20 protein-coding genes are annotated in these 26,489 nt (G+C 70.6%); 6 read left to right on the top strand and 14 right to left on the bottom strand.

Features of this window, described 5'->3' with window-relative positions; all coding sequences use genetic code 11:
• Positions 1-53: 53 nt before the first annotated feature.
• The 4 genes from fxsT to AQJ27_RS32795 are packed head-to-tail and all read right to left on the bottom strand — an operon-like array spanning position 54 to position 7,312.
• Complete coding sequence (gene fxsT, locus AQJ27_RS32810; protein WP_235613667.1) at positions 54-3,926, bottom strand: FxSxx-COOH system tetratricopeptide repeat protein; 3,873 nt, start codon at positions 3,924-3,926, stop codon at positions 54-56.
• A complete protein-coding gene (locus AQJ27_RS32805; RefSeq protein WP_096240119.1) occupies positions 3,923-4,912 on the bottom strand; it encodes an AAA family ATPase in 990 nt (329 codons plus the stop codon). Before AQJ27_RS32805 ends, fxsT begins: the two co-directional genes overlap by 4 nt.
• A 40-nt stretch (positions 4,913-4,952) precedes the next feature.
• Positions 4,953-6,464, bottom strand: a complete 1,512-nt coding sequence (locus AQJ27_RS32800; protein ID WP_067376404.1) for a VMAP-C domain-containing protein — start codon at positions 6,462-6,464, stop codon at positions 4,953-4,955.
• On the bottom strand, positions 6,461-7,312 hold the full coding sequence (locus tag AQJ27_RS32795; RefSeq protein ID WP_067376400.1) for a toll/interleukin-1 receptor domain-containing protein: 852 nt from the start codon (positions 7,310-7,312) through the stop codon (positions 6,461-6,463). Before AQJ27_RS32795 ends, AQJ27_RS32800 begins: the two co-directional genes overlap by 4 nt.
• Positions 7,313-7,537: 225 nt before the next feature.
• Between AQJ27_RS32795 and AQJ27_RS32790 the strand changes: the two genes are divergently transcribed.
• From AQJ27_RS32790 to AQJ27_RS32775, 4 genes are all read left to right on the top strand, one after another.
• Entirely contained in the window at positions 7,538-8,299 is a 762-nt protein-coding gene (locus AQJ27_RS32790) for a DeoR/GlpR family DNA-binding transcription regulator (RefSeq protein WP_067376397.1), read from the top strand.
• Positions 8,296-9,249, top strand: coding sequence for a 1-phosphofructokinase (gene pfkB / locus AQJ27_RS32785; protein WP_067376394.1), 954 nt, complete (start codon positions 8,296-8,298; stop codon positions 9,247-9,249). Before AQJ27_RS32790 ends, pfkB begins: the two co-directional genes overlap by 4 nt.
• Before the next feature lie 202 nt (positions 9,250-9,451).
• The gene (locus AQJ27_RS32780; protein WP_067376391.1) at positions 9,452-11,554 is read left to right on the top strand and encodes a PTS fructose transporter subunit IIABC; all 2,103 of its coding nucleotides are present in this window, start codon (positions 9,452-9,454) and stop codon (positions 11,552-11,554) included.
• Positions 11,555-11,641: 87 nt separating this feature from the next.
• Positions 11,642-11,899 (top strand): hypothetical protein, encoded by a 258-nt coding sequence (locus AQJ27_RS32775; RefSeq protein WP_067376389.1) that lies wholly within the window; start codon positions 11,642-11,644, stop codon positions 11,897-11,899.
• A gap of 144 nt (positions 11,900-12,043) precedes the next feature.
• Here the strand turns inward: AQJ27_RS32775 and AQJ27_RS32770 are convergent, their stop codons facing one another.
• The 4 genes from AQJ27_RS32770 to AQJ27_RS32755 all read right to left on the bottom strand — a co-directional run bounded on the left by AQJ27_RS32770 (position 12,044) and on the right by AQJ27_RS32755 (position 16,664).
• A complete protein-coding gene (locus tag AQJ27_RS32770; RefSeq protein WP_067376386.1) occupies positions 12,044-12,793 on the bottom strand; it encodes a DUF6227 family protein in 750 nt (249 codons plus the stop codon).
• Positions 12,794-12,950: 157 nt separating this feature from the next.
• Positions 12,951-14,156: a L,D-transpeptidase gene (locus tag AQJ27_RS32765; protein ID WP_425275240.1), complete on the bottom strand. Its 1,206-nt coding sequence runs from the start codon at positions 14,154-14,156 to the stop codon at positions 12,951-12,953.
• Positions 14,157-14,391: 235 nt separating this feature from the next.
• On the bottom strand, positions 14,392-15,423 hold the full coding sequence (locus AQJ27_RS32760; protein WP_067376381.1) for a P1 family peptidase: 1,032 nt from the start codon (positions 15,421-15,423) through the stop codon (positions 14,392-14,394).
• On the bottom strand, positions 15,420-16,664 hold the full coding sequence (locus AQJ27_RS32755) for a low temperature requirement protein A (protein ID WP_067376375.1): 1,245 nt from the start codon (positions 16,662-16,664) through the stop codon (positions 15,420-15,422). Before AQJ27_RS32755 ends, AQJ27_RS32760 begins: the two co-directional genes overlap by 4 nt.
• Before the next feature lie 104 nt (positions 16,665-16,768).
• Between AQJ27_RS32755 and AQJ27_RS32750 the strand changes: the two genes are divergently transcribed.
• The gene (locus AQJ27_RS32750; protein WP_060901778.1) at positions 16,769-16,975 is read left to right on the top strand and encodes a hypothetical protein; all 207 of its coding nucleotides are present in this window, start codon (positions 16,769-16,771) and stop codon (positions 16,973-16,975) included.
• Between the two features lie 334 nt (positions 16,976-17,309).
• Here AQJ27_RS32750 and mscL read toward each other — a convergent pair whose 3' ends face one another.
• From mscL to AQJ27_RS32720, 6 genes are all read right to left on the bottom strand, one after another.
• The gene (gene mscL, locus AQJ27_RS32745; RefSeq protein WP_067376555.1) at positions 17,310-17,780 is read right to left on the bottom strand and encodes a large conductance mechanosensitive channel protein MscL; all 471 of its coding nucleotides are present in this window, start codon (positions 17,778-17,780) and stop codon (positions 17,310-17,312) included.
• A gap of 150 nt (positions 17,781-17,930) precedes the next feature.
• Positions 17,931-18,557, bottom strand: a complete 627-nt coding sequence (locus AQJ27_RS32740; RefSeq protein ID WP_079065419.1) for a CpaB family protein — start codon at positions 18,555-18,557, stop codon at positions 17,931-17,933.
• Between the two features lie 216 nt (positions 18,558-18,773).
• Positions 18,774-19,607 carry an S-methyl-5'-thioadenosine phosphorylase gene (locus tag AQJ27_RS32735; RefSeq protein WP_067376549.1) on the bottom strand — a complete coding sequence of 278 codons (834 nt, stop codon included), beginning with the start codon at positions 19,605-19,607 and terminating at the stop codon, positions 18,774-18,776.
• Positions 19,608-19,896: 289 nt separating this feature from the next.
• Positions 19,897-20,208, bottom strand: a complete 312-nt coding sequence (locus tag AQJ27_RS32730; protein ID WP_067376373.1) for an FmdB family zinc ribbon protein — start codon at positions 20,206-20,208, stop codon at positions 19,897-19,899.
• Between the two features lie 68 nt (positions 20,209-20,276).
• Entirely contained in the window at positions 20,277-21,539 is a 1,263-nt protein-coding gene (locus AQJ27_RS32725; protein ID WP_067376370.1) for an MFS transporter, read from the bottom strand.
• Positions 21,540-21,819: 280 nt separating this feature from the next.
• On the bottom strand, positions 21,820-23,376 hold the full coding sequence (locus AQJ27_RS32720; protein ID WP_096240117.1) for a potassium/proton antiporter: 1,557 nt from the start codon (positions 23,374-23,376) through the stop codon (positions 21,820-21,822).
• A 304-nt stretch (positions 23,377-23,680) separates the two neighbouring features.
• On the opposite strand from AQJ27_RS32720, the gene AQJ27_RS32715 reads away from it, so the two are divergent.
• Positions 23,681-26,446, top strand: a complete 2,766-nt coding sequence (locus tag AQJ27_RS32715; RefSeq protein WP_067376365.1) for a penicillin acylase family protein — start codon at positions 23,681-23,683, stop codon at positions 26,444-26,446.
• Positions 26,447-26,489: the final 43 nt, after the last annotated feature.

Here is a 26,489-nt window from a genome sequence, read left to right as displayed (position 1 = left end):
GTCGGCACCGGCCGGGCCGGTGGCCGGGCTCGACGATCGCGGTACGGGGTCCGTCACAGCGGCATCGGATCGATGTCGCAGTCCGCTCGGTGGTCCCGGTCAAAAGCCTGGCCGACCGCCGGGTGACCGCTGCCCAGGGTGCGCAGGAGACGGCTGTGGGTGTCGCCGTGCAGTGCCTCCGCCTCCTCGACGCGTCCCACGGCCCGCAGGTCCATCGCGAGGTTCGCGGCACAGGCCAGGGTGGAGGGGTGGTCGGCGTCGAAGACTTCCCGGGACCTGCGCACCGTTTCGGTGTCGAGGTCGAGGGCGACGGCCGGGTCGCCGAGTGCGTAGTGGTCACTGGCGAGATTGGTGCGGCACACCAGCGTCGAGGGGTGGGTCGCGCCCAGCATCTCCGTGAGCCGGTCCAGCGCCACGGCGTCCATGTACTGCGCGGCCGCCGCGTCGCCCAGCAGCCGGTAGGTGATCGCGAGATTCACGGCGGCGGACACGGCGTGCGGATGGTGCCTGCCGTAGGTGTCCTCGTAGCGACGGCAGATCTCGGTGCCCAGGCGCAGCGCCTCGTCCAGGCTTCCCCGGTGCCGCAGGTGGATGGTCAGCTCGAGCGTGGCGGCCATGGATTCGGGGTTCTGATCGCCGTACCGGCGCACGAGCTCGGAGCGGATGTGCTCCGCCGTGGCTCCCGCCTCCTCGTGTTCGCCGGCCTTGCGCAGGGCGACGGCGAGGAGGCGGACACAGGAGAGGGTGAACGGATTGCTGTCGCCGAGCAGGGTGGTGGCCTGCTCCGTGATCTCGCGGTGGTAGGTCAACGCCGTGTCGTAGTCGCCGAGTTCACGCAGGTCGACGATCATCCCGAGCCAGGTGCGCAAGGAGTCGATGTGATCCTGGCCGAAGGCCTGAATGCGGTTGTGCCGGGTCTGCTTGTCCAGTTCGTAGGCGCGCCTGAACTGGCCCACCAGGCGCAGGCTCACGCCCAGGTTGTGCGCGGCCCGCAGTGTCTCCGGGTCGTCCGGACCGATGAGTTGCACGTACTGCTGGTGCACGGAGTCGGAGAGCTGGAGGGCCTCGGCGAACGCGCCGCGCACGCGGTGGTCTATGGCGACGTTGCCCAGCGCGTCGAAGGTGTCCTGGTGCTGGGGGCCCAGCGACCTGAGATAGGCCTCCAGCGTCGTCGCGTTGAGCTCGGCGGCCTCCTTGTAACGGCCCATGCTGAACTGGAGGAATCCGAGCCAGCGGGCGATCTGCAGGGTCTGGCTGTGTTCCTCGCCCAGTCGGCGGGACCAGTTCTCGTACGCGGAAAGGGCGAGTTCCAGGCAGGACTCGTAGTCGCCCCAGCGAAGGAGGTACTTGACCTCGTTCACCACCAGCCTGCGCACCCAGGTCTCGTCGGACTGCACCGCGCGGGAGACCACCACGTGGGGATAGAGAGCGCCGTACCGATCCCAGCGCAGCGCGTTGCTGGGGTCGTTGGGGTCGCTCGCCACCAGCAGCATGTGCGCCCCGTGCCGCATGGTGGCCCGGTCCGCCTCCGTCATCCGGAACTGCAGCGCCGCCTGCACCAGCCGGTGCATCTGGAGGGAGTTGGTGCGGTGGTCGAAGCGGGCCAGGGAGTAGCGTCCGATGTCGCGGATGGCCTGGCCGAGCCGGATCGGATCCTCCAGGGCGGCGTCCAGCTCGGGGGTGATGGGACTGGGCGGCATCCGCATGAACATGGTCCGCGCGATGGGTTCGGGCGCGTAGAAGGAGCACACCTGAAGCAGCTGGTACGCGGCCGGGCTCTTGGCCTCCAGCCGGTCCAGGGAGATGTTCCAGGCGGCTATCACCGGATGCTGGTTGCCGAGCGGCGCGGTGCCGCGCAGCAGGTCCACGCGCTTCTCGTCGAGCAGCCGCAGGTACTCGTCCACGGGCATGCCCGTCTCCGCGTGCCAGGCGGCGGCCTGCTCGATGGCGAGCGGCAGGTCACCGAGTGCCTCCGCGAGCCGGTCGGCCTCCGCGTCGCTGATCTCCGGACCGCGTATGCGCAGCAGCTGTTTGCTCTCCTCCCGCATGAAGACGTCGACCTCCAGCGGCCGGGCGACGGAGGCCCACTGCGGATTGCGCGAGGTGACGAGGATGTTGCCCGGTCCTCCGGCCGGGAAGAACTGCCGTACGGATTCCGGGCTTTCGGCGTTGTCGAAGACCAGGATCCAGTTGGCGTGAGGCACACCGATGCGCAGTGCCTCCAGGACCGAGGCGACGGTCGAGGAGACGTCGGACCCGGTCGGCAGGCCCAGGCGTGGTGCCAGTTCCACCAGGGACAGGGAGATCTGCGCGGTGCGCTCCGCGGAGATCCACCAGACCACGTCGTACTCCGCCATACGACGGTAGAGGTACTCGACGGCCAGCAGGCTCTTGCCGACGCCGCCCATGCCGTGCAGCGTGTGGGGCAGCACGGCGGTCGCCTTCTCCCGCAGGAGCCGCTGGTGCAGCTTGTCGAGGAGTTCCTCGCGGCCCGTGAAGTTCGGATTCCTGGGCGGGATGTTTCCCCAGATCGTGGGCGTGCTCCTGGTACGTCCGTTGCCCACCGTGCTCGCCGGGGCCTGCTGCGGCATCACCGGCCTCCTCTTCCCCTGATCGGTCCGACGGTCGGCGTCGCCCGGGAGCCGGACGACGGCATCGCTGGGTGCTGTGAGTGCTGTGAGTGCTGCGGGTGTTGCGGGTGTGGTGGCGGTGCCGTGGTGCTGTGCGTGCTGCGGGCGGGTCCGATCGGCCGGGGCGGCCGCGAGGGCCTCGTCGACCTCCCTCGCCGGCTTCAGGAACGGCCCGGACAGGGCGTGGAGCACAGCGCTCTCCGCCATGAGCCACGGCCCGGACTCCGCGTCGACCGGCGGGAGTCGGTGCACGGCGGCCCCGCGCAGCAACCGGGGCAGTCGCCACAAGTGTTCCCCGCCGGATCCCCGGCGATCCCCGATCAACTCGACTACCCGCACCACATCGGTACGCCGTCCGGTGGCCAGCAGCTCCTCGCGGATCCCGGGGGCGAACGCGAAGGTGGTGTGCCCGCCGTCGGCCGGCCGCACCAGGCCGTGCACCAGCAGGTGCGCGACGTCGGTGAGGGAGGTGCCGGGCAGGAGCGCGCCCCGCACCTCCTCGATCAGCCCGGCGCCGAGGGGGATCGCGGAGAGCATGGTGGCGAGCGTGAACACGCTCCGGGGCACGGACGACTGGAAACGCGCCACCCGAGCCGCCGGGGTGGGGTCGGGCTCCGCCGCCGGAGCGGCGGGTACGCGCGCCCGGGGGAACATCACCGTCATCGGCAGCCACGACGGCGGGCCCCCGCCCAGCAGGCCGGACCAGGCGTCCAGCCAGCGGGGGGCGAGTTCGAGCACGGGCACCGCCACGTCGGGACGGTGGGCCGGCGGCAGGCCCTGGACATCGGGGCCCAGGCCGCGGGGCCGCCACCGCATCCGGTGGTTGGCCGCGCCCGGGGCGGGCGAGCGCAGCAGCACCTGCCAGCCGCGCAGCCCCGTCGTGTGCCACACCGGGTGCGGCAGCAGGTGGATCAGCGCGAGTGGTCCGGACTGGCCCCAGCGGCGCAGCAGCGGCTCCACCTCGTGGGTGCGCCAGCGCGGGCCCGCGCCGTCGGTGAGGAGCAGGGTCAGCCGGGTGCCCGCACGGTGACGCGGCAGGGTGGCAGGGTCGGCACTGTGCCCGTACGGCAGCCTGTGCGTGGTGATCCGGCCGAAGGCCCCGCACCGATGCAGCGTCGTGGCGAACTCGTGGACCGTCCGGTGCCAGATCCCCATCGTCGGCCCCGCGTCGGCCACCACCGCCACGTCCCGGACAGCGGCGCGGCCGACCGTGGTGCCGAGCGCGGTGCCGATGCGCCGCAGGGCCTCCGGGAGCCCCGGCGGGAGCGCCGCGGGAAACGGGCCGGGCCTCGTCATGGCTCCTCCGGGGCGGTCCACTGCCAGAGGGTGTCGACGGCCTCCTGCCAGTCGCCGTCCTCCGCCACGGCCTGGAGGACACCGTCGGCGGCCAGGCGGAGTGCGTCAAGGAACCGTTCCAGCACCGGTCCCTCGGTGGCGGCGGCCCGTTCGACGAAGGCGTCCACGGCGTCCGGCGCCGGGCCGGGACGTCCGGGCTCCGACGGGAACCGGTTGGCGGCGATGGCGCGCAGCAGGTTCGGGCCGGGCCGCTGGGTCCGCAGGGTCACACAGCGGCGTACGAGATCCGACGGCAGATCCCGCTCACCCGTGGTGGTGATGACCACCACGGGGAAGGCTCGGCAGCGCACCGTTCTGTCCGGCAGGGAGAATCCTCCGGCCGTCAGTACCGTGCACAGGTCCTCGGGCAGACCGATCTCGGCCCGGTCCAGCCGGTCGATCAGCAGCACACGGGGCCTGCGGTACGGGAGGAAGGCGGTACCCAGGGGCCCGAGGCGGATCCCACCGCCGTACTCGCTCGCGTCGTGACCCTCGTGCGGGCCCTCGTGCGGGCCGTCGTACAGGCCTTCCCGGAGTGTGCTCAGGGAGGTGATCGGCCAGCGCAGGACCGGGCCGAGGCCGAGTTCCCCGCTGATGCGGTAGGCGAGGGACGACTTGCCGGTGCCGGGCTCGCCCGTGACGAGCAGGGGGCGGCGCAGGTGCAGCGCCACGTTCACCCGGGCCACCTCGTCCGGTGGAGCCGGCAGCGGCTGACTGATCGTGCCCAGCACCGCGGGGGCGCACGGGTCGTCGACGGGTGGCGGGGGGAGCTCGGGGCCGCCGCCGAAGCTGCGCCAGGCCGGTGCCTGGGGCCACTCCTCCTGTGTCGCACCGGGCAGCCCCGTGCCTCGGTACAGTCCCCACGACTGGCTGTTCGGCGGCATGAACGGCGTCCCTCCGTACGACGACTGGGCTGCGATGCCCGGACCGGTGGCGCCGGTGCGCACTGCTGGTCCTCGGTCATGGATCCGCACTGCTGGTCCGTGGTCACGGTGGCTCGGGACGCACGGGTTTGCGGTCGGGGTCGTCCCACAGGACCGCGAGGTGGCGGCCGATGTGTGTGGCGTCCTCGTCGTCGGCGGCGTCGATCGCCGCACGGCGGCGGTAGGCGGCCACCTTGGCAGGGAACCGCGACAGGCCCTCGGTGAGGAGCCCGTCGAGGACACCCCGGAACTCCTTGGTGGAGCGGCCCGCGCGATGCCAGATCACCACGGGCAGCCCGCTGCGCAGGGCCGCGTGCAGCTCCCGGCGGCCGTTGCCGTGGTCGGGCAGCGGCGGCTCGCTCAGCACCAGGGCCACGCAGTGCTCGTTGTCCCCGAGGCGGGCCTCCAGGCCGCGCAGATGGTTGCCGTTCTGGTGCGCGACGTTGACGTACACCGACTTCGACGGGTGTTCGTCGCGCGCCAGCTGCTGCCAGCGGGTACGCCAGAACCGGTACCAGTCCCGGTTCTGCAGCCGGTCCAGGCTGCGCACGACCACCGGGTAGTCCACCGCGAGCGGCACGTTCGGTACTTCGGTGGTGTCCCGGGGCCACCAGTCGACGGGCAGGTTGAGCAGTTCGAAGGGGAGCACGAACTCCAGCCACACATGGGCCAGCCGGTCGCCGCCGCCCCCTTCGACCGTTTTGATGATGCGGGTCACGGCGTGCTGCAGCCCGTCGGTCGGCACCCGCTGCATCGGGTCGCCGTGCTGCCAGTTCGGGCCGCCGGCGTCGGACATGAGGGAGTACGAGACCGTGTACCGCCCGTTCTCCAGCGGGTCCGGAGCGATGTGGATCGCCAGGTACTCCTGGCCCGGCCTGACCGCCGGCGGTGGCGCCGGAGTCCGGGCGCGGTCGAGGTCGAGCAGCTCGGCCAGGTCGCATCTCAGGGCCCACTGCCGGTTGCGTGCGAGCAGCTCGACCGCGACGGGGTGGCCCATCGCGTCGGCAGTGCGGTCGAGGTAGACCATCCACGGTGGCAGCCCGCCCCGTGGAGCTCCCTGCCCGGCCATGTGCAGGAAGTCGTGCCAGCAGGTGTCGGCGTGCGGCGGCGGTGCGGAGACCCTGGCCTCGGTGGCCGTCCGGACGAGGGCCGTCCGCATGGCGTACGACATGGCCAGCGTGCCCAGGGTGGCACCGAGGAACTGCCAGGAACCGGTGACCTCCGGCAGGCCGTCGAGCGAGTCCACGGCCGTCCACTCGTCGGCGAGCCGTTGCACGACGGGTCCCTGCGGGCAGCCCGGTTCCAGCATCGGCAGTTTCCGCGCGAGTGCCGACAGCCCGTCCTGGTGGCGGGTGCAGAAACGGAACAGTTCCAGCAGCTGTAGTGGCACGGTGGACTGTTCCCGCAGGTCGACCCGGTGTCCCAGCGCCTCGCCCACCAGATCGGTCAGCAGGGCGCGCGCGTATCGGTCGTGGAGCGCGGGGACCGCGAGCAGTGCGTCGAGGGTCTCCTCGCCGATCCGCTCCCGTATCCGCAGCGCCGGGTTGTGGCGGCCCGCGCCGCCCCGTCCCGTCAACGTCGGCCCGCCGGGTCGGGGAAGCGCGGAGGTGCGGCGTGCCTGGTGGGGACGGTGCGGGTGACGCCGACGGCGTCGAGCAGCCGGGTGCGGGCCGCGTCCTCGCCGAGGCCCGTGAGGTCGGTGTGCGCGACCGTGGACAGCGGCCATGGGGGCCGGCACGGCTCCACCATGACCGGCACCAGCAACTCGGCCATTCCCTCCGGGCTCCGGCGGTGCACGGTCTGCCAGGCCTGCTGGACGGGCGCGGAGCCGACGTAGGCCGGGGACAGGACGGCGAGGACGCGCTCGCTCTGTTCCAGACCGCTCAGTGGTCCGTCGAGGAGGTCGAGGCGTACGCCGACGCCGACGTCCTCCAGATGCCAGGCGATCCAGGACGCCCATGCGAGGTCGGCGCCGGCGCAGGAGAGGAACAGGGGAACAGGGCGGTCGGTGTGCGAGGGGGCATGCGGTGGTGCGGCCCGTACGACGTGTTCCCGTAGGGCGTGCTCCCGTACGACTTGCTCCCGTAGGGCGTGCTCCCGTGGGACGCGCTCCCGTACGAGCTCACTGACGGCGTCGGCCGTTCGGCTGCGGCCCTCCAGCAGTGACACCGCGTCGGCCAGCGCGGACAGTCCGTGGTTCGCCGCGATCTCCTCGCGGACGCAGAACCGCACCAGTTCGAGCAGCTGCAGCTGCGTGGTCGCCTGTTCCCGCAGGGCCACCGGCCGCCCCAGCCGGTCGCCGATCAGCTCGGCCAGCATCGCGCGGGCACTGCGGTCACCCAGGACCGGGGAATCGCACAGCGCCTGGACCACGGCCTGCTGCCAGTCATGGTCCGGGCGGGCGCGGAGACCGTCCCTGTCCACAACACCCCCCGAGAAGTTGTGTCCCACCGTCCAGGATACGGACGCGATGACACGGCGTCAGGGCTTCTGCGAGGCCGGAACGAGCTGGGTGGGCGGACCCACCTCGATGCCCGTTTGTGTCCACCTGACACCCGAACCTGTTTACTTTCCGGAAATCCGGGCGTAGCCTCCGAGCGAAACCACAAGTTCGGGCATCGGCCGCACAGTAATCGGAGGCGAACGGACATGTACGCACCGGAGCGGCAGCAGGAGATTCTCCGGCTTGCCCGTGACGGCGGTCGGGTCGACGTGCTCTCGCTGGCCGAGGAGTTCCGGGTCACCGCGGAGACCATCCGCCGCGATCTGAAGACCCTCGACCGCGCGGGACTCCTGCGGCGGGTGCACGGCGGTGCCATACCGGCCGGGCGGCTGGACTTCGAGCCCGACCTCGCCGAGCGCGAGTCCACCGCGGCCGACGAGAAGGACCGCATCGCACAGGCCGCGGTCGCCGAGCTGCCGGACCAGGGCACGATGATCCTCGACGCGGGCAGCACGGTCGCCCGGCTCGCCGGGGACCTTCCGCTGGAGGCGACGCTCACCGTCGTCACGCACAGCCTGCCGATCGCGGCCCGCCTCGCGGACCACCCCGGCATCCAGCTCCACCTGGTCGGAGGGCGCGTCCGGCACCGTACGCGCGCCGCCGTGGACGCCTGGGCGCTGCGCGCGTACGCCGAGATCCGCGCCGACGTCCTGTTCGTCGCGGCCAACGGCTTCTCCGCCGAGCACGGACTGACCACTCCCGACCTCGCCGAGGCCGCCGTGAAGCGCGCGGCCATCCGTGCCGCGCGCCGCGTGGTGCTGCTCGCCGACTCCTCCAAGCACGGCCAGGAGCACTTCGCCCGCTTCGGCGACCTGAGCGACGTGGACCTGCTGATCACCGACAGCGGGCTGAGCCCCGAAGACGCCACCGACATCGAGCGCGGTGGCACGGAAGTAGTGCGCGCATGATCCTCACCGTCACCCCCAACCCCTCCCTCGACCGTACGTACGAGGTCCCGTCGCTCGACCGCGGCGAGGTCATCCGGGCCACCGGCGAACGCATGGACCCGGGCGGCAAGGGCGTGAACGTCTCGCGTGCGGTCGCGGCGGCGGGGCAGCGCACGATCGCCGTACTGCCGCTGGGCGGTGCGCCCGGCGCACTCGTCGCCGAGCTGCTCCACGCGCAGGGCATCGAGGTCGCGCCGGTCCCGGTCACCGGGGCCACCCGCTCGAACATCTCGGTCGCCGAGCCGGACGGCACGCTCACGAAGATCAACGCCCCCGGCCCCGAACTCACCGCCGCCGAGGCGGAGCTGCTCCTGGAGACGGTGCGTCAGCAGTATCGTTCCGGCGACACCGACTGGATCACCTGCTGCGGCAGCCTGCCGCGCGGACTCGGTCCTTCCTGGTACGCCGACCTCGTCGCCCGCGCCCACGCGGCCGGCGCCCGGATCGCGCTGGACACCTCCGGCCCCGCGCTGCTCGCGGCGCTGCGCGAGCGGCCCGACGTGGTGAAGCCCAACGCCGAGGAGCTCGCCGAAGCCGTCGGGCGCCCCCTCGTCACCGTCGGTGACGCGGTCAAGGCCGCCGAGGAACTGCGTGAGATGGGCGCCGACGCCGTGCTCGCGAGCCTCGGCGCGGACGGGCAGCTGCTCGTGGACGGCGCGGGCGCCTGGTTCGGCAGCGCACGGGTGGATGCCGTACGCAGCAACGTGGGCGCCGGTGACTCCTCCCTCGCCGGATTCCTGATCGCCGGTGGCCGCGGCCCGGAGGCCCTCGCCTCCGCCGTCGCCCATGGCGCCGCGGCCGTACAGCTGCCCGGCAGTGTGATGCCGGGCCCGGCCGACCTCGACCCCTCCGCCGTGACCGTCACGTCGGAGGTCCCTGCGGACCGCGTACTCACGGAGCCGGTGTCATGACGAATCCCCGTGTCATGACGACCGCCACTCCTGCGGCCCCACCCCCTGGACCGGCTCTGATGAGGCGGGGTTTCCCCGGCCCCGCCTCCGCCATCTCAGTCCCGGTCTCTCTTCCCCTGTACCCCGCGCTCCTTGAGCGCGGCACCCCCGTCCCCACCCCCGCCCACTTCCCCCGGGCGATACGCGTGCGAAGGAGCCCGCGATGAGCGAGATGATCACCGCGGACCTGGTCGATCTCGACCTGTCCGCCGAGACCAAAGAGGCGGCGGCACGCGCCCTCGCCGAGCGCATGGTGACTCTGGGGCGGGTGACCGACCTCGAAGGCTTCCTCGCCGACGTGGCCGCCCGCGAGGCCCAGATGCCCACCGGCCTCGACGGCGGGATCGGCATCCCGCACTGCCGGAGCGTTCACGTCACCGAGCCGACGCTCGGCTTCGGCCGCAGCGCGGACGGGATCGACTTCGGCGCGCCGGACGGCCCCGCCGACCTGATCTTCCTGATCGCCGCCCCGGCGGGCGCCGACGACGCGCATCTGACGATCCTGTCGTCGCTGGCCCGTCAGCTTATGAACGCCGAGTTCACGTCCGCGCTGCGGGCCGTGGACGACGCGGCGGCCGCGGCCGCGCTCATCCGCGGGGACGAGTCCCCGGCGGCCGCGGCCTCGACCGCGTCCGAGGGCACCGAGTCCACCGACGGCTCCAAGAACTCCGTGGCGGTGTCGGCGGCGGCCTCCGCCGACACCGCCGCGGGTACCACGACCGACACGACCGACACCACCGCGGGCACCGGGGCCTCCGGTGAGCGTCCGTTCCGGATCGTCGCCGTCACCTCCTGCCCCACCGGCATCGCGCACACCTACATGGCGGCCGAGTCGCTGGAGAACGCGGGCCGCGAGGCAGGCGTCGAGGTCGTCGTCGAGACGCAGGGCTCGGCCGGCTTCACCCGGCTCGACCCGGCGGTCATCGCGGCCGCGGACGGTGTGATCTTCGCGCACGACGTGCCCGTACGGGACAAGGACCGGTTCGCCGGCAAGCCCACCGTCGACGTCGGCGTGAAGGCGGGCATCAACAAGCCCACCGAGCTGATCACCGAGGTGCGTGGCAAGGCCGCGCGCGGCGAGGTCAGCGCGGGCTCCGCGCCCGGCACGCCGGTGGAGCGCTCCGGTGACTCCGCCGAGGGATACGGCACCAAGCTCCGCAAGTGGCTGATGTCCGGCGTCAGTTACATGGTCCCGTTCGTCGCCGCGGGCGGTCTGCTGATCGCCCTCGGCTTCGCGATCGGCGGCTACAAGATCAACAAGGCGCCGTCGGTCATGGACCACTTCATGTGGCTGCAGGCGGACAGCTGGGGCGCGCTGTTCTTCCAGATCGGCGTCGTCTCCTTCGGCTTCCTCGTCCCGGTCCTGGCCGGCTACATCGCCTACGGCATGGCCGACCGGCCGGGTCTCGTGCCCGGCTTCGTCGGCGGCGCGATCTCCCTCACCATCAACGCGGGCTTCCTCGGCGGTCTGGCCGCGGGTCTCATCGCCGGTGGTGTGGTGATCGGGATCCAGAAGGTGAAGATCCCGGCGGCGTTGCGCGGCATCATGCCGGTGGTGGTGATCCCGTTGATCTCCGCGGCGATCGTCGGATTCCTGATGTTCGTGGTCATCGGCAAGCCCATCGCCTCCGCGCAGAAGGGCATGACCGACTGGCTCAACGGCCTCACCGGCACCAACGCCGTCCTGCTCGGCGCGCTGCTCGGCCTGATGATGTGCTTCGACCTCGGCGGCCCGGTCAACAAGGTCGCGTACACGTTCGCCACCGCCGGTATCGCCGTCGCGAGCCCCAGTGACTCGGCGATGAAGATCATGGCGGCCGTGATGGCGGCGGGCATGGTTCCGCCGCTGGCCATGGCGCTCGCCACGACGGTGCGCGGCAAGCTCTTCACCGAGACCGAGCGGGAGAACGGCAAGGCGGCCTGGGTACTGGGCGCCTCCTTCATCTCGGAAGGCGCGATCCCCTTCGCGGCGGCCGACCCGCTGCGCGTGATCCCCTCCGCCATGGTGGGCGGCGCGGTCACCGGCTCCCTGTCGATGGCCTTCGGCGCCACGCTGCGGGCCCCGCACGGCGGCATCTTCGTGGTCCCGCTGATCGGCAACCCGTTCCTCTACCTGATCGCCATCGCGGCCGGTGTCTGTGTCACCACCGCCCTGGTGGTCGTCCTGAAGGGCATGCGCAAGCAGGCCCCCGAGGGGACCGGTGCGGGGGTCGCCGACACCGCGATAGCGGCGAAGGTCGACTCCAAGGAGCCGGTCGCGGCCTGAACGGCCAACTACTCGCCCTTTTAGGGCATCTGCGAGATACGTCACGGTCCGGGGCCAAAGTCCCGGACCGTGGTGTCTACTGGGGGCATGCCTGAGCATGTGTCGATCCTCCAGCTGATGGGTGTGGCCGTCCTCGCCCTCGCGACCGTCATCTGGGTCGTCGGCCTGTCCCGCCTGCTGCGCCGCGCCCGCACCGAGGCCGCCGTGCGCCATCACGGGCAGGTGCTCCGCGCCTTGCCGCGTCAACGCCGGTCCGGCCCCGCGGCGGAGACCGTGGAACTCACCCCCGAGGAACGCGCCGCGTTCGCGGGCCTGGTACGCCAGTTCAGCGACAGTCGCCCCTGACGAACGGGGGTTCCTCCGAGGAACGAGGACTCCCTTGAGGACGAAGGCTCCCTTGACGACGAGGGCTCCTCTGACGACGAAGGCTCCCCTGACGAACGAGGGCTCCCCCTGACGCAGGGGGTGTTCCGCTCGACACGCCAGGCTCTAGGCGAGCCGCGCCGCCCGGCGTTCCATGGCGGCCCGGGCCGCGTGCTCCGTCGGATAGACCTCGCACATGTGCCGGCCGTCCGGCGTCGCCGTGTGCTCGACCTCCCACAGGGAGATTTCCTGGCCGTCGCGGAGCAGGAACGCGTGCTCGTAGAGCGAGAAGCACAGCCCGACCTGGCCCGCCCGGCAGGGGCGCCCGAAGGCCTGGGTGATCTGGTGCGCGAACGCGGTGCGCAGCAGCAGCGTCGTGATGTCGGCCCCCGGCCGGTCCGCGTTCTCCGCCCGCCGCAGCAACCGCCGCGCGTGATCCGCCGAGTCGTCCGTCAGGTAGACGTGCCGCGGCTCGGGGACCGGTGACGGATGGACCATCACGGGCAGTTCGAAGTCCGGCGCGTCCGGCGGCAGCGGCAGCCGGGCCGTGGCGGCGCGCAGCTCCTCCTCGTCGGCATACACCTCGTGCTGCGGCTCACTCCCGAGCGCCGTGTTGTGCACGAGCTCCCACAGCGTGACCGCCGAGCCGTCGGCGAGCAGCCAGGTGTGCCGGTACGTCTCGCGGTGCAGCCCCGCGCTGTGGTGCGCGGAGTGCAGCGAACTGTCGTGCGCCAGCGCGCAGTCGAGCCGTCTTATCGTCTCGTCGGGCAGCTCGAAGGAGTTCAGGGCACGGCCGAGGAGTCGCTCGAGGTGCTCCTCCGGAGACTCGGGCGACTCGGGTGGTTCGTACGCTGCTGTCTCGTACGGAACGCTCAAGGCTTCTCCCGGCGTTGCTGCATGTCACCTTGTGGGTGCATACCGTAGCCCCTCGGTCGGACATCAATCCTGCGAACCGAGAAAACGTACGGACAGAAAACGAGCGGGCCGCGCGGCAAGTTCCCGCGCGGCCCGCCGTGACGTCAACGGCCCCAGGTCAGACCGTACTTCCCGCGGTCCACGCACTCCAGGACATGTTCCAGCCGTTCAGTCCGTTGTCCGGCGAGACGGTCTTGTCGGGCGAGTTCTTCACCACTACGACGTCCCCGACGAGAGAGTTGTCGTAGAACCACTTCGCGCTGGTGTCGCCCTGCGCGCCCTGTACATCGGCGAGACCGACACATCCGTGGCTGGTGCCCTGCTGTCCGAAGGGCGGGTTCCCGCGGTTGTACCAGTAGTTGCCGTGGATGAACGTCCCCGAGGACGTCAGTCGCATCGCGTGCGGCACGTCCGGGATGTCGTACTCGCCGCCGTAGCCCACCGTCGAGCCGTTCATCCGCGTCTGGACGAACTTCTCGGAGATCACCATCTGGCCGTTGTACGTGGTGTGCTCCGGGCTGCCCGCCGAGATCGGCACCGTCTTGAGTGTCTGGCCGTCACGCACGACCGTCATGGTCTGAGTGTTGACGTCGACCGTGGAGACCTGGGAGCGGCCGACGGTGAAGGTGACCGTCTTCTTCTGCACCCCGAAGACGCCGTTCGCGCCCTCGACGCCGTCCAGGTCGATCTTCATCGTGACCTTGGAACCGGCCTTCCAGTACGTCTCGGGCCGGAAGTCGAGCCGCTGCGAGCCGAACCAGTGCCCGGCCACCTGCTGCCCGCTGCTGGACGTGACCGTGATGTGCGACTGCACGGCCTTCTGGTTGCTGATCACCTTGTTGAAGTTGAACGACACCGGCATTCCGACGCCGACCGTGGTGCCGTTGTCGGGCGTGTACGTGCCGATGAAGCTGTTGCTGGAGGAGACCGTCGTGAAGATGGAGTTGGCGGCGGCCGTGCGTCCGCTCGCGTCCTTCGCGGTCGCCGAGATCTGGTACTTCGTCCCGCGCTCCAGCTGCGCCGTCGGCTTCCAGCCGGTCCCGTCCGCGGTGATCGCCCCCGGCACCGCCGTCCCGGACCCCGACACCGTCATCTTGACGTCGGTCAGCTTGCCGTCGCTGACCTTCACGCCGGTCGCGTTGATGGACGCGTCCGTCGAACCGTCCTTGGCCGAGATGACGATCTTCGCCGTGGACGTCTTGGCCGAGGTGCCGCTGTCCTTGCCGCCCTTGGCGTCGGCGCTGGCGTTGCCGCCGCAGCCGGTCAGGGTGAGGGCGCCGACCATCAGGGCGGCACAGGCCCCCAGTGCGCGCCGCGCTGTCATGTTCGGCGTTGTCACGGGCTACTCCAGTTTCTTGTGATGTGCGTGATCCGCTCCAGTGCGTGGATAGAGAGCGAGCGGTGCCGCGAAGGGTTCCCCCCGTCCCCGGCCCAACACCGTCGCGTGACAGAACCGGGACAATCACCCACCGGGCCCACGACGAACTCCCCCTCCCCCTGACCCGACTTGGCGTCAGCGAGGGCAGCGGGCCACCCGCAGCCACGGGCCAGGACCCGCCCTATGCGCTCCCGTACAGCTCCTCGTACGACGGCCACACCCCGCCAGGTCCGTCCACCGGGTCGGCCGCTCGCACCGCGCGGACGATCGCCCGGGTCACCAGATCCGCGCCCGCCGCGAGGATCTCGTTGAGGGCCAGGGGGTTGTCGGGACTGAGCGGGCGGGCACCCGTGGCCAGGGTGAAGACCGTGTCGCCGTCGTTCAGGAGGTGGACCGGGCGGACGGCGCGCGCGATGCCGTCATGGGCCGTACCGGCGAGCTTGTGGGCCTGGGCGCGGGTGAGGTCGGCGTCGGTGGCGACGACGGCGAGCGTGGTGTTCAGCGGGGGAGGCGCGTTCTTCGCGGCGGCCTCGGCGAGCCGTTGCCGCGCCGCCTCGTGGACCTCGGCGGAGGGATAGGCCGTACGACCGCCTAGCAGCAACTCCCCGTACAGCACCCCCGTCTGCGGATCCACCGCCGAACCCGCCGCGTTGGCCACCACCAGCGCGGCCACCGTGATCCCCGAGTCGAGCACGGCGCTCGCCGTCCCGATCCCGCCCTTGATCCGCCCGACCGTCGCCCCCGTCCCGGCGCCCACGCACCCCTCCGCTACCGGCGCACCCGGTCCGCTCGCGTCGGCAGCCTCGACCGCGGCCCGGCCCGTGGCCGCGTCCGGCCTCGCCCGGAAGTCGCCGCCGCGGCCCAGGTCGAAGACACAGGCGGCGGGCACGACCGGCACGACGTGCGCCGGATCGAGGCCCACCCGCACCCCGCGGCCCCGCTCCTCCAGCCAGGCCATCACCCCGGACGCGGAGTCCAGCCCGTACGCGCTGCCGCCGGTCAGTACGACCGCCTCCACCTTCTGCACCAGGTTGCGCGGGTCGAGCGCGTCGGTCTCCTTGGTGCCGGGCCCGCCGCCGCGTACGTCCACGGCCGCGATGGCGCCGCCCGCAGGAGCGAGCACGACCGTGGTGCCGGTGAGCCAACCGTCGCCGGTACGCGTCGCGTGTCCCACGCGCAGCCCCGCGACATCCGTCAGAGCGTCAACTGTCATGTCTCCAGTGTTTCCCGCCCCGCGGTACCCACCCCCTGCGTTGTGACCATCCGTGCCGTCAGGGCGACCCCGACCGCCACCGACAGCGCCGCCACGACGCCCGCCGCGAGCACCGCCCAGCTGTGCAGGAAGGTGCACAGGATCACCAGCAACGCCGTCGTCGGCAGGACGAGTTGCTGTGTGATGCCCATCTTGAAATGGCGCGCGTGCAACAGCCACACCGTGAGGAAGTACAGCGCCGTCGGCAGTGTCACCGCGGCGGACGCGGCGAGCGTCGAGATCGGTGTCTTGCCGACCGCCTGCTCGACCGCGACCTCCAGGCCCGCGCCGATCGCGGCCGCCGACGCGAAGATCAGGTAGTGGCCGTATCCCCACAGGAACGCGTGGGCGCTGGACCGCAGGCGCCCGTGGATGGGTACCACGAAGTAGATCCACCAGGCGGAGAAGACGATCAGCAGTCCGCCGGCGGCGATCGGCAACAGCTCGCCCAGCGCGTCGTGCTCGTCCACCGCCGACTTCACGGCCATCGTCGACGCGGCGATCGTCTCGCCCAGCACGATGATGGTGAACAGGCCGAACCGCTCGGAGACGTGGTGCGGATGCCAGGAGGTGACGTAGTCCTTCTCCGCGTACACGGGGACGCACATCTCGGCGATCGCCATCACCAGGAACACCCAGGGACGCCCGGACTCCGGCAGCACCACCAGTCCCAGCCAGCCGACCTGGCACAGCAGCACACCGCCTGCGTACCGCAGCGCCATGGTTCTCTCGGGGCCCTTCGTGCCGCGGGCCACCCGCAGCCACTGGGCGATCAACGCGAACCGCATGATCACGTAGCCGAGCCAGACGGCCAGGTACACATGGTTCTCGAACGCCCGCGACACCCCGGCGGCGAGGACCAGGACACCGGCGATCTGCACCAGCGTCACGACCCGGTAGAGCGCGTCGTCGTTGTCGTAGGCCGAGGAGAACCAGGTGAAGTTCATCCACGCCCACCAGATCGCGAAGAAGATCATCGCGTAGTTGAGGATGCCCTCGCCCGCGTGTCCCGCCGCCACGGCGTGCACCAGCTCGCCGCCCGCCTGAGCGATGGCCACGACGAAGCACAGGTCGAAGAAGAGCTCCAGCGGCGACGCGACGCGGTGCGCCTCGTCCCTCCTCCGGGCGGTCATTCTGCGCAGGGGCCCGAGTCGGGCCGTCCTGGGCGTCGGGGTGGGTTCGGAAGCGGCGCTGGACGTCATACGGCCAAGCACAGCAGAAAAGAGTCCAGGTCGCTCGGGTTGACGGCCGCGGGACGCGGCCGCACCGGGGTGGGCCGGGGACCCCTCGGCGTACTCTGGGACGCATGAGTACCGGCCCCGCCCCCGCCTCCGAACCGCGTGACGCGTCCGCGCCGCGCGATCCGAAGTCCGCGCTGATCTTCGACGACCCGCTGAGCCAGCAGTCCTCGGACGACACGGACCGGGGATGGGGCGAGCAGTCCGGCGGTGACGGTGACAGCGTGGCGGACCTGAAGCGGTTCCTCGACGAGAAGCCGCCGCACCACCTCTGAGCCGCCGTACATCGGCGCCGCCTGCCGCCGACCCCGCCATGGCGAGCGCCGGTCCCGGGGCCGCCGCGGCCGGACCCGCGGTGGTGGATCCCGGCCTGGAGAGAACGAAGGACGACTCCGAACTTTCGAAGCCGGCCTCCTATCGTCCGGAGTCGGCCCCCGGTCGTCCGGAGTCGGCCCCCGAGCGTGCGGAGACGGCCCCCGAGCGCGCTCACGCGCCCTCCACGTGCGGTCCGACCCCGACTGTCAGCGGCTGGGGCCGCGAGTTTCCGGGGCCAGACTGCTGTCCGCACCCGGCCTCCGAGCTTCCGTAGGCCGAGCCCGGTCCTGTCCGTCAGTTCCGGCCGTTGCCCGGACCGCGCTGGGCCACCAGGGCGTCGCGGATTTCCTTGAGCACCTCCAGCTCGGACACCTCGATGACCTCCTGGGTGTTCTCCTTCGCCTTCTGCCGGGCCGCCTGCCGGGCCAGGAACTTCGACATCGGCAGGACCATCAGGAAGTAGACGACGGCCGCGGTGATCACGAAGCTGAGCGTGGCGCCCAGCACGGAGCCCCACATGATCCGGATGCCCGTCGCGGTGTCCCCAGTGCCGGTGCAGGGGTCTTTGAGGCAGGAGCTGTAGCTGTCGAGGTTCTGCGTGCCTATCGCACCCACCAGCGGGTTGATGATGCCCTTCACCACCGAGTTGACGATGTTGGTGAAGGCCGCGCCGATGACCACCGCGACGGCCAGGTCGATGACGTTGCCCCGCATCAGAAAGGCCTTGAAGCCCTCCCAGACACCGGGTTGCTTCTTCTCGCTCACCAAGAGGCCCCTCTGCACAAGTTGTGGAACAAACAGCTCCGCAACCTACGGCAGGGCCCGCCGGACCTGTCCAATTCGGTAGCAAGATCGAGCGAGTTGACACCGATTCGATATCCAGGAGGGCCGTCGGTACGGCATTGCGCACGGCGCTCAACACAGTGTCACCGCCAGCCGTGCCGTCGTGCCCGCACCCGCCAGTCGCGCCGCCGTGGCCCGGGGCACGGAGAGGACCACGAGCGCCCCGGTCTCGGTGGCGGCGAAGTCCGGGACCTCGGCCACCCGCGCCCCGGCAGCGACCACGCGGCCCTCGCCGTCACCGTCCGCCGCGATCACGTCGACCCGGTCGCCCGGCCTGAGCAGCCGCACCGTGGCCGCGTCCGCGATCCGCACCGGAGCCGCCACCGTCTCCACCGTGCCCCGCCCCTGCCCCCGCACGGACGCGGTGGCGGAAGGAGAAGAGGGAGAAGAGGACAAGGACGAGGAAGCGGACGCGGACGGGGGAGCGGCCGTCGGATGGCCCCGCGCCCGCCCGGCGTCACCGGGGCCCGCCGCCACGAGGGCCGCCGCCGTGACGGCGAGCCCCGCGGCCACGGCCCGCCGCTTGTGACGGGTGAGGCGCCGCAGCCCGTACCGCCCGCCGCGCACGTGCACGGGGGCGAACTGCGGCACCTCGCGGATCGGAGGCGCGTCCACACCGGGCGGACGTACGGGATCCGCGCCCGGCGCCCGTACGAGATCCGTGTCCAGCGGGCGTACAAGAGGAGCGTGCTGTGCCATGGGGCCACCACCTGCGACGAGAGATCGGCTTGCGATCCCACGATGAGGCCTCGCGGGGGATCCCGTCGGCGCCGGTGGACTACCGACGAGTTGTGGACAACTCCCTCACCCGAACGGGAAGTTCCACCGCGTGAAAACGCCCGTCAGCGCCCGTCAAAGTCCATCGACGCCCATCGGCGCCCATCGGCGCCCATCGAGCGCCCGTCGCGGCCATCGTCACGGCAGCTCGAAACCCGGATCCATGCCACCCAGCGCCTTCGTGCACAGACAGTCCCGCGTCCCGTTCTGCGGCAGGGCCGCCACCGCGTCGTACAACACGTCCCGCAGCCGGTCCACGTTCGACGCGAACACCTTCAGCACTTCGTCGTGCGAGACGCCCTCGCCGGCCTCCGCGCCCGCGTCGAGGTCGGTGACCAAGGTCAACGAGGTGTAGCAGAGCTGGAGTTCACGGGCGAGCGCGGCCTCGGGGTGGCCGGTCATGCCCACCACGGACCAGCCCTGCGCCTGGTGCCACAGCGACTCGGCGCGGGTGGAGAACCGCGGTCCCTCGATCACCACGAGCGTGCCGCCGTCCACCGGCTCCCAGTCACGCCCGCGCGCCGCTTCGAGGGCGGCCTTGCGGCCGACGGGGCAGTAGGGGTCGGCCAGCGACACGTGCACGACGTTCGGCACGGTGCCGTCCGGCAGCGGCAGCCCGTCGAAGAACGTCTGCGTCCGCGTCTTCGTGCGGTCGACCAGCTGGTCCGGCACGAGCAGCGTTCCCGGCCCGTACTGGGGGCGCAGTCCGCCCACCGCGCACGGTCCGAGGACCTGACGGGCGCCCACGGAGCGCAGCGCCCAGAGGTTGGCCCGGTAGTTGATGCGGTGCGGCGGCAGATGGTGGCCGCGGCCGTGGCGGGGAAGGAAGGCGACCCGTCGCCCGGCGATCTCGCCGAGGAACAGGGAGTCGCTCGGCGGCCCGTAGGGGGTGTCGACTTGTATCTCGGTCACATCGTCGAGGAAGGAGTAGAAGCCCGAGCCGCCGATGACACCGATCTCTGCGTTCGCCATGACGATCACAGTAGCGGGATTCGAAGATCTGCCTCCGAAAACGTCGAGGCCCCTGTCTCCCGGAAAGGCCGAGGATCTTGTCCTCCGGAAAGGCCGAGGGTCCTGTCCTCCAGAAAGGCCGAGGACCCTGTCCTCCAGAAACGCCGAGGATCCTGTCCTCCGCAAGCGCCCAGGATCCTGTCCTCCGGAAACACCCAGGACCCCGTCCTCCGGAAACTCCGGGGAACCTGCCCTCGGAAACGCCAAGGACCCCGTCGTCGTACGACGACAGGGTCCCCGCGAGAAAGTCCTACGCGGCCGAGCTGCTGCTCGACGAGCCGCTGCCCGACGACTTCGAGTCCGACGAGGACGACGAGGTCGTCGACGGCGAGGACGAAGTCGAAGTGGTCGATGGCTTGGGCGCCGGCGAGCTGCTCGACGAGGAGCCACGGCTGTCGTTGCGGTAGAAGCCGGAGCCCTTGAAGACAATGCCGACGGCCGAGAACACCTTCTTCAGGCGTCCACCGCAGTTGGGGCACTCCGTCAGGGCATCGTCGGTGAACTTCTGCACCGCCTCGAGGCCCTCGCCACACTCGGTGCACTGGTACTGGTAGGTCGGCACTTGTCTTCCTCCTGGCACTCTCACTCAATGAGTGCTAACGACGATCCATACTGACGTATTCCGCGAGATCAGTCCACTGTCACCGGCACTCGGTGACCGACGCCACGTGCGACGGTGCGTCCGGTGGGCGGCGTGGCCAGCCGTGAGCGCAGGGCCACCAGGGTCGCCAGCGCCAGTGCCGTACCGGCCATCGGCACCAGGAATCCGGCACCGTTCCACAGGCGGTCCTCCAGCTGTCCGGCGACCGTGACGGCCGCCGCCTGGCCGAGCGCGACGGCGCCGGTCAGCCAGGTGAAGGCCTCGGTGCGGGCGCCCGCCGGGACCAGGCCCTCGACCAGGGTGTAGCCGGTGATCAGGGACGGAGCGATGCACATGCCGACCAGGAGGCCGATCGCGGCGAGTACGACCACGGAGTGCGCGGCCCACAGCCCGCACGCGGCGAGCGCCAGGGCGGCGTAGCCGATGACGAGCCGCCGCTGCGGGGCCACCTTCCAGGCGATGGCGCCGCAGACGACGCCGGAAAGCATGTTGCCCGCGGCGAAGACGCCGTAGAGGACGCCGTTCAGACCGGGCTCGCCGATCGACTCGCTGAACGCGGCGAGCGAGACCTGCATACCGCCGAAGACGGAGCCGATGCCCAGGAAGGTCACGATCAGCACGCGCACTCCGGGGATCCGCAGCGCGGAACCGTGCTCCACGCGCGTGTGCCCGGCGGCGGCGACAGCGGGCTGGGTGCTCTTCTGCGCGGCGAAGAGGAGACCGCCGATCAGGGTCAGCCCGGCCTCGGTCAACAGGCCCGCGGCCGGGTGCACGGCGGTGCACAGCGCCGTGGCGAGCAGCGGGCCGAACACGAAGGTCAGCTCGTCCGTGACGGACTCGAAGGCCGCCGCGGTGGTCATCAGGGGCGAGTCCTGGAGCTTCACACCCCAGCGGGCGCGCACCATGGGCCCGACCTGGGGCACCGAGGCGCCGGTCGGCACGGCGGCGAGGAAAAGGGCCCACAAGGGGGCGTCCGTCAGTGCCAGCGCCGTCAGGGAGAGGCCTGCCAGGGCGTGCACCAGGACGCCGGGCAGCAGAACGGCCCGCTGGCCGTGGCGGTCGGCGAGACGGCCGGTGAAGGGGGCGAACAGCGCCATGGAGACGCCGGTGACGGCGGCGACGGCGCCGGCGGCCCCGTACGAGCCGGTGGTGTGCTGGACGAGGAGTACGAGGGACAGCGTCAGCATCGCGAAGGGCTGACGTGCGGCGAAGCCGGGAAGCAGGAACGTCCAGGCGCCGCGGGTGCGCAGCAGCTGTCCGTATCCGGGGCGGGAGGTGACCGTGGATGCCACGGCCCGTGCCTCTCTGCCGCCTGGTAGCGCGCCCGTGCGGGGGGCGCCGAGAGCTGTCCTCTTGCGCGGAACTGCGGTAGATGCCGCGCCGCCCACTGCGGGGGCGTCACGACCGCCATACGGGTCGCGCCAGCTCTGCTTCAGGCAGAGTTGGTTCGATCAGAGTTGGTTCGATCAAGGTATGCCTTCATCGTACAGGGGCGAGTTGCTGCGGTGCCTGTGAAAGTGAGCACCATGGCGGTGTTCGCCTGCGAATGAACATCGCCCCTTAATGTCCTGTTTACTGTCCGGAATGTCGGGAGTGTGGTCCGGCGCCGTTGCCCGCGAGGCCCAGCCAGCCCGCCAGCTTGCCGCCCTGGCCCACTGCGCGCAGCCGTCGCTCGGCCGCGTCCCGGACCGGGTCGGTGGCCACGACGAGCAGTTCGTCGCCGCGTCGCAGGACGGTCGTGGGAAGCGGCACGAAGGAGGTTCCGTCGCGCACGACGAGGGTGACGGCGGCCCCCGAGGGCATGCGCAGCTCGGCCACCTCCACGCCGTGCATGCGGGAGCCCTCCGGGATCGCGACGGACAGCAGATGGCCGCGCAGTCGCTCCAGGGGTGCCGATTCGATCCCGAGGTCGGCGGCGCCCTCGGACTCGCCCAGCCGCAGCTTGCGGGCCAGCCAGGGCAGCGTGGGGCCCTGGATGAGGGTGTAGGCGACGACGAGGACGAAGACGATGTTGAAGATCCGGCGGCTCTCCGCGATGCCGCTCACCATCGGGATGGTCGCCAGGATGATGGGCACGGCGCCGCGCAGGCCGGCCCAGGACAGCAGTGTCTGCTCCTGCCACGGGATCCGGAAGGGCAGCAGGCTGACCACGACGCTCAGGGGGCGCGCCACCATGGTGAGCACCAGGCCGATGACGAGGGCCGGCACGATGTCGTCGCCCATCTCGTGCGGGGTGACCAGCACGCCGAGCAGGACGAACATGCCGATCTGGGCGATCCAGCCGAGCCCTTCGGCGAAGCCCCGGGTGGCGGGCCAGTGCGGCAGTTTGGCGTTGCCGAGCATCATCGCCGCGAGGTAGACGGCGAGGAAGCCGCTGCCGTGCGCGAGCGCGCCGGCGGCGTAGGCGGTGACCGCGATCGCCATCACGGCGATCGGGTAGAGGCCGGAGGCGGGCAGCGCTACGTGCCGCAGCCCCCAGGAGCCGAGCCAGCCCACCGCGAGGCCGATGGCCGCGCCGATGGCCAGCTCCAGGGTTATCTCGCCCAGCAGCACGTACCAGTGCTCCACGGGGCCCGCCGTGCTGAACGCGACGACGAGGATGACCACCGGGGCGTCGTTGAAGCCGGACTCGGCCTCCAGGATGCCCGTCACGCGCGCGGGGAGGGGTACTTTCCGCAGCACCGAGAAGACGGCCGCCGCGTCCGTCGAGGACACCACCGCGCCGATGATGAGAGCCTGCCGCCATTCCAGGCCGATCAGGTAGTGGGCGGCCGTGGCCGTCACTCCGACGCTCACCGCGATGCCGACCAGTGCCAGCGAGGTGGCCGCCGGCAGGGCCGGCTTGATTTCCTTCCACTTCGTGCCGAGGCCGCCCTCGGCCAGGATCACGACCAGGGCCGCGTACCCGATGACCTGCGTCAGTTCGGCGTTGTTGAAGTGGACGTTGCCGACCCCGTCCTGGCCCATGGCGATGCCTATGCCGAGGTAGACGAGCAGGCTGGGGAGCCCGCTGCGCGAAGAGATACGAACCGCTGCCACCGCGACGAGCAGAACGAGCGAGCAGACGAGCAGGAGCTGGTTGAGGTGGTGGACAGTCAGCGGCTGTTCCCTTCTCGCCAATCCGGGCACTGGATTCGAACGTGCGGATGTGAACACGTCGATTCGATGTGATCGCGTCTGGATCAACGCGTGGAATCGAGGTGATCGCGTGGATCCCAGCACGTCGATCCGAACACCCGAAGTCGGTACATGAGGCCAAGTACTTCGTTACCTTACCTAACTCTTGACGCTTTCTTGACACTCCAGGGGCCGAGATCGAACGCTCGTCCGTCCTGTACCCGACTCCGCGTCAAGGCGCGTCGGGCCCTGCGCCTATGGTTGCTCCAGCACTCCAGGACCGCCTGCCGCTCGCGTTAGGACAGCAAGGACAGCGATGCCCCCGAACACCACCGCCTCTTCCGGCCAGAAGCCGGGCAAGTCCGGCAGGAAGAAGGGGCGCAAGGCCCGACTGTTCCTGATTGTCCTGGTTCTGGCCCTCTTCGGAGGCGTTGCCTATGGCGGCTACTGGGGGGTCAGTACCGTCCGTGCCTCCTTCCCGCAGACCAAGGGCTCACTCACACTCGACGGGCTGTCGGGCCCCGTGGACGTCAAGCGGGACGGCAACGGGATCCCGCAGATCTACGCCTCGTCCGACGAGGACCTGTTCATGGCGCAGGGCTACGTCCAGGCGCAGGACCGGTTCTACGAGATGGACGTACGCCGTCACATGACCTCGGGCCGGCTGTCCGAGATGTTCGGCTCGAGCCAGGTCAAGAACGACGAGTTCCTGCGCACGATGGGCTGGGACCGGGTCGCCAAGGAGGAGTACGACAAGAAACTGTCGGCCTCCACGAAGAAGTACCTCCAGGCGTACGCCAAGGGAGTCAATGCCTACCTGAAGGGCAAGGACGGCAAGGACATCTCCCTGGAGTACGCGGCCCTTGGTTTCACCAACGACTACAAGCCCCAGGAGTGGACCCCGGTCGACTCGGTCGCGTGGCTGAAGGCGATGGCCTGGGACCTGCGCGGCAACATGCAGGAAGAGATCGACCGCTCCCTGATGACCAGCCGTCTGGGCCCGAAGCAGATCGCCGACCTGTACCCGGAGTACCCCTACAGCCGGAACAAGACGATCACCCAGGAAGGCCAGTACGACAGCGTCACGGGGTCGTACGTCCAGGGCAGCAGCACGACGGCGGGCAGCGGGACGCAGTCCACGTCGGGCACCGGCCTCGCGGGGAACACCACCGCGCCCGACGGCCTGCAGAGCCAGCTCTCCAAGCTCTACAACGTGCTCGACAACGTGCCCACCGCCGTCGGCGTGAACGGCAACGGCATCGGCTCGAACTCCTGGGTCGTCGCGGGCAAGTACACGATCACCGGTAAGCCGCTGCTGGCCAACGACCCGCACCTGTCGGCCTCGCTGCCCTCGGTCTGGTACCAGATGGGCCTGCACTGCACGAGCGTCTCCAGCAAGTGCCAGTACGACGTCTCCGGCTACACCTTCGCGGGCATGCCCGGCGTGGTCATCGGCCACAACCAGAACATCGCCTGGGGCATGACCAACTCCGGGGTCGACGTCACCGACCTCTACCTGGAGAAGATCACCGGCGAGGGCTACGAGTACGACGGCAAGGTGCTGCCCTTCGCGACCCGCAAGGAAACGATCAAGGTCGCGGGCGGCTCGAACAAGACGATCGTCGTCCGGGAGACCAAGGACGGGATGCCGCTGCTCTCCGACCGCGACGACGAACTGGTCAAGGTCGGCAAGAAGGCCACCGTCGACAGCGGGGCACCCGACCGCGGCGACGGCTATGCCATCGCGCTGCGCTGGACCGCCCTGGACCCGGGCAACTCCATGGACGCCGTCTTCCAGCTGGACAAGGCGTCGAACTGGTCCGAGTTCCGCACGGCGGCCGCGTCCTTCGATGTGCCCTCGCAGAACCTGATCTACGCCGACACCAACGACCACATCGGCTACCAGCTGCCCGGCAAGATCCCGACCCGGTCGAAGGGCGACGACGGCTCGCTCCCGTCGCCCGGCTGGGACTCCAAGTACCAGTGGACCGGCTACATCAAGCAGTCCGAGCTGCCCTACGAGTACGACCCGAAGCGCGGCTACATCGTGACCGCCAACCAGGCGGTCGTCGACAAGGACAAGTACCCCTACACGCTCACCACGGACTGGGGTTACGGAACGCGCAGCCAGCGGATCACCGATCTCATCGAGGCGAAGATCAAGGGCGGCGGCAAGATCTCGACCGACGACATGCGCCAGATGCAGCTCGACGACAGCAGTGAGATCGCCAAGCTGATCGTGCCCAAGCTGCTCAAGATCGACGTCCCCGACAAGAACGTCCGCGACGCGCAGAAGCTCCTGGAAGGCTGGGACTACACCCAGGACGCCGACTCCGCGGCGGCCGCGTACTTCAACGCGACCTGGCGCAACATCCTCAAGCTCGCCTTCGGCAACAAGCTGCCCAAGGAGCTGCGGGTCAAGGGTCAGTGCCTGAACGTCGCCCCGGTCGACTCCACCGGTCCCGCGGACGAGAACCAGACCGTGCGCGAGTGCGGCCAGCGTGAGGCGGACCAGGCGCAGCCGGACGGCGGCGACCGCTGGTTCGAGGTGGTCCGCAAGATCATCGACGATCAGAACAACGACTGGTGGAAGGCGCCCAAGACGCGCCTCGACAAGGCGGCCGACAACCGGGACGAGCTGTTCGCGCGGGCCATGAAGGACGCCCGCTGGGAGCTGACCGCCAAGCTCGGCAAGGACATGGACACCTGGAGCTGGGGCCGGCTGCACCGCCTGTTCCTGAAGAACCAGACCCTGGGCACCGAAGGTCCCGGCGTCCTGCAGTACATGCTCAACCGCGGCCCCTGGAAGCTCAGCGGCGGCGAGGCGACGGTCAACGCGACCGGCTGGAACGCCGCGGGCGGCTACGGAGTGGTCTGGGTGCCGTCCATGCGGATGGTGGTCAACCTCGACGACTTCGACAAGTCGAAGTGGATCAACCTCTCCGGCGCCTCCGGGCACGCCTACAGCGCCCACTACACCGACCAGACGGACAAGTGGGCCAAGGGTGAACTGCTGCCGTGGTCCTTCTCGGACAAGGCGGTCGACAAGAGCACGAGCGACACCCTGGTGCTCAAGCCGTGAGCCATTGACGGCGACCACGAGTCACCGACGGCGACCGTGAGTT

The organism is Streptomyces olivochromogenes (assembly GCF_001514115.1).
GTDB lineage: Bacteria > Actinomycetota > Actinomycetes > Streptomycetales > Streptomycetaceae > Streptomyces > Streptomyces olivochromogenes.
The sequence above is the reverse complement of the archived record's forward strand: the minus strand, read 5'-3'. Positions and strand labels throughout refer to the sequence as shown.

Excerpts from the sequence above, each read along its gene's own strand:
- fxsT (WP_235613667.1), bottom strand. The coding sequence starts at position 3,926 with ATGACGAGGCCCGGCCCGTTTCCCGCGGCGCTCCCGCCGGGGCTCCCG.
- AQJ27_RS32790 (WP_067376397.1), top strand. The coding sequence starts at position 7,538 with ATGTACGCACCGGAGCGGCAGCAGGAGATTCTCCGGCTTGCCCGTGAC.
- pfkB (WP_067376394.1), top strand. The coding sequence starts at position 8,296 with ATGATCCTCACCGTCACCCCCAACCCCTCCCTCGACCGTACGTACGAG.
- AQJ27_RS32780 (WP_067376391.1), top strand. The coding sequence starts at position 9,452 with ATGAGCGAGATGATCACCGCGGACCTGGTCGATCTCGACCTGTCCGCC.
- AQJ27_RS32775 (WP_067376389.1), top strand. The coding sequence starts at position 11,642 with ATGCCTGAGCATGTGTCGATCCTCCAGCTGATGGGTGTGGCCGTCCTC.
- AQJ27_RS32765 (WP_425275240.1), bottom strand. The coding sequence starts at position 14,156 with ATGACAGCGCGGCGCGCACTGGGGGCCTGTGCCGCCCTGATGGTCGGC.
- AQJ27_RS32760 (WP_067376381.1), bottom strand. The coding sequence starts at position 15,423 with ATGACAGTTGACGCTCTGACGGATGTCGCGGGGCTGCGCGTGGGACAC.
- AQJ27_RS32755 (WP_067376375.1), bottom strand. The coding sequence starts at position 16,664 with ATGACGTCCAGCGCCGCTTCCGAACCCACCCCGACGCCCAGGACGGCC.
- AQJ27_RS32750 (WP_060901778.1), top strand. The coding sequence starts at position 16,769 with ATGAGTACCGGCCCCGCCCCCGCCTCCGAACCGCGTGACGCGTCCGCG.
- AQJ27_RS32740 (WP_079065419.1), bottom strand. The coding sequence starts at position 18,557 with ATGGCACAGCACGCTCCTCTTGTACGCCCGCTGGACACGGATCTCGTA.
- AQJ27_RS32735 (WP_067376549.1), bottom strand. The coding sequence starts at position 19,607 with ATGGCGAACGCAGAGATCGGTGTCATCGGCGGCTCGGGCTTCTACTCC.
- AQJ27_RS32715 (WP_067376365.1), top strand. The coding sequence starts at position 23,681 with ATGCCCCCGAACACCACCGCCTCTTCCGGCCAGAAGCCGGGCAAGTCC.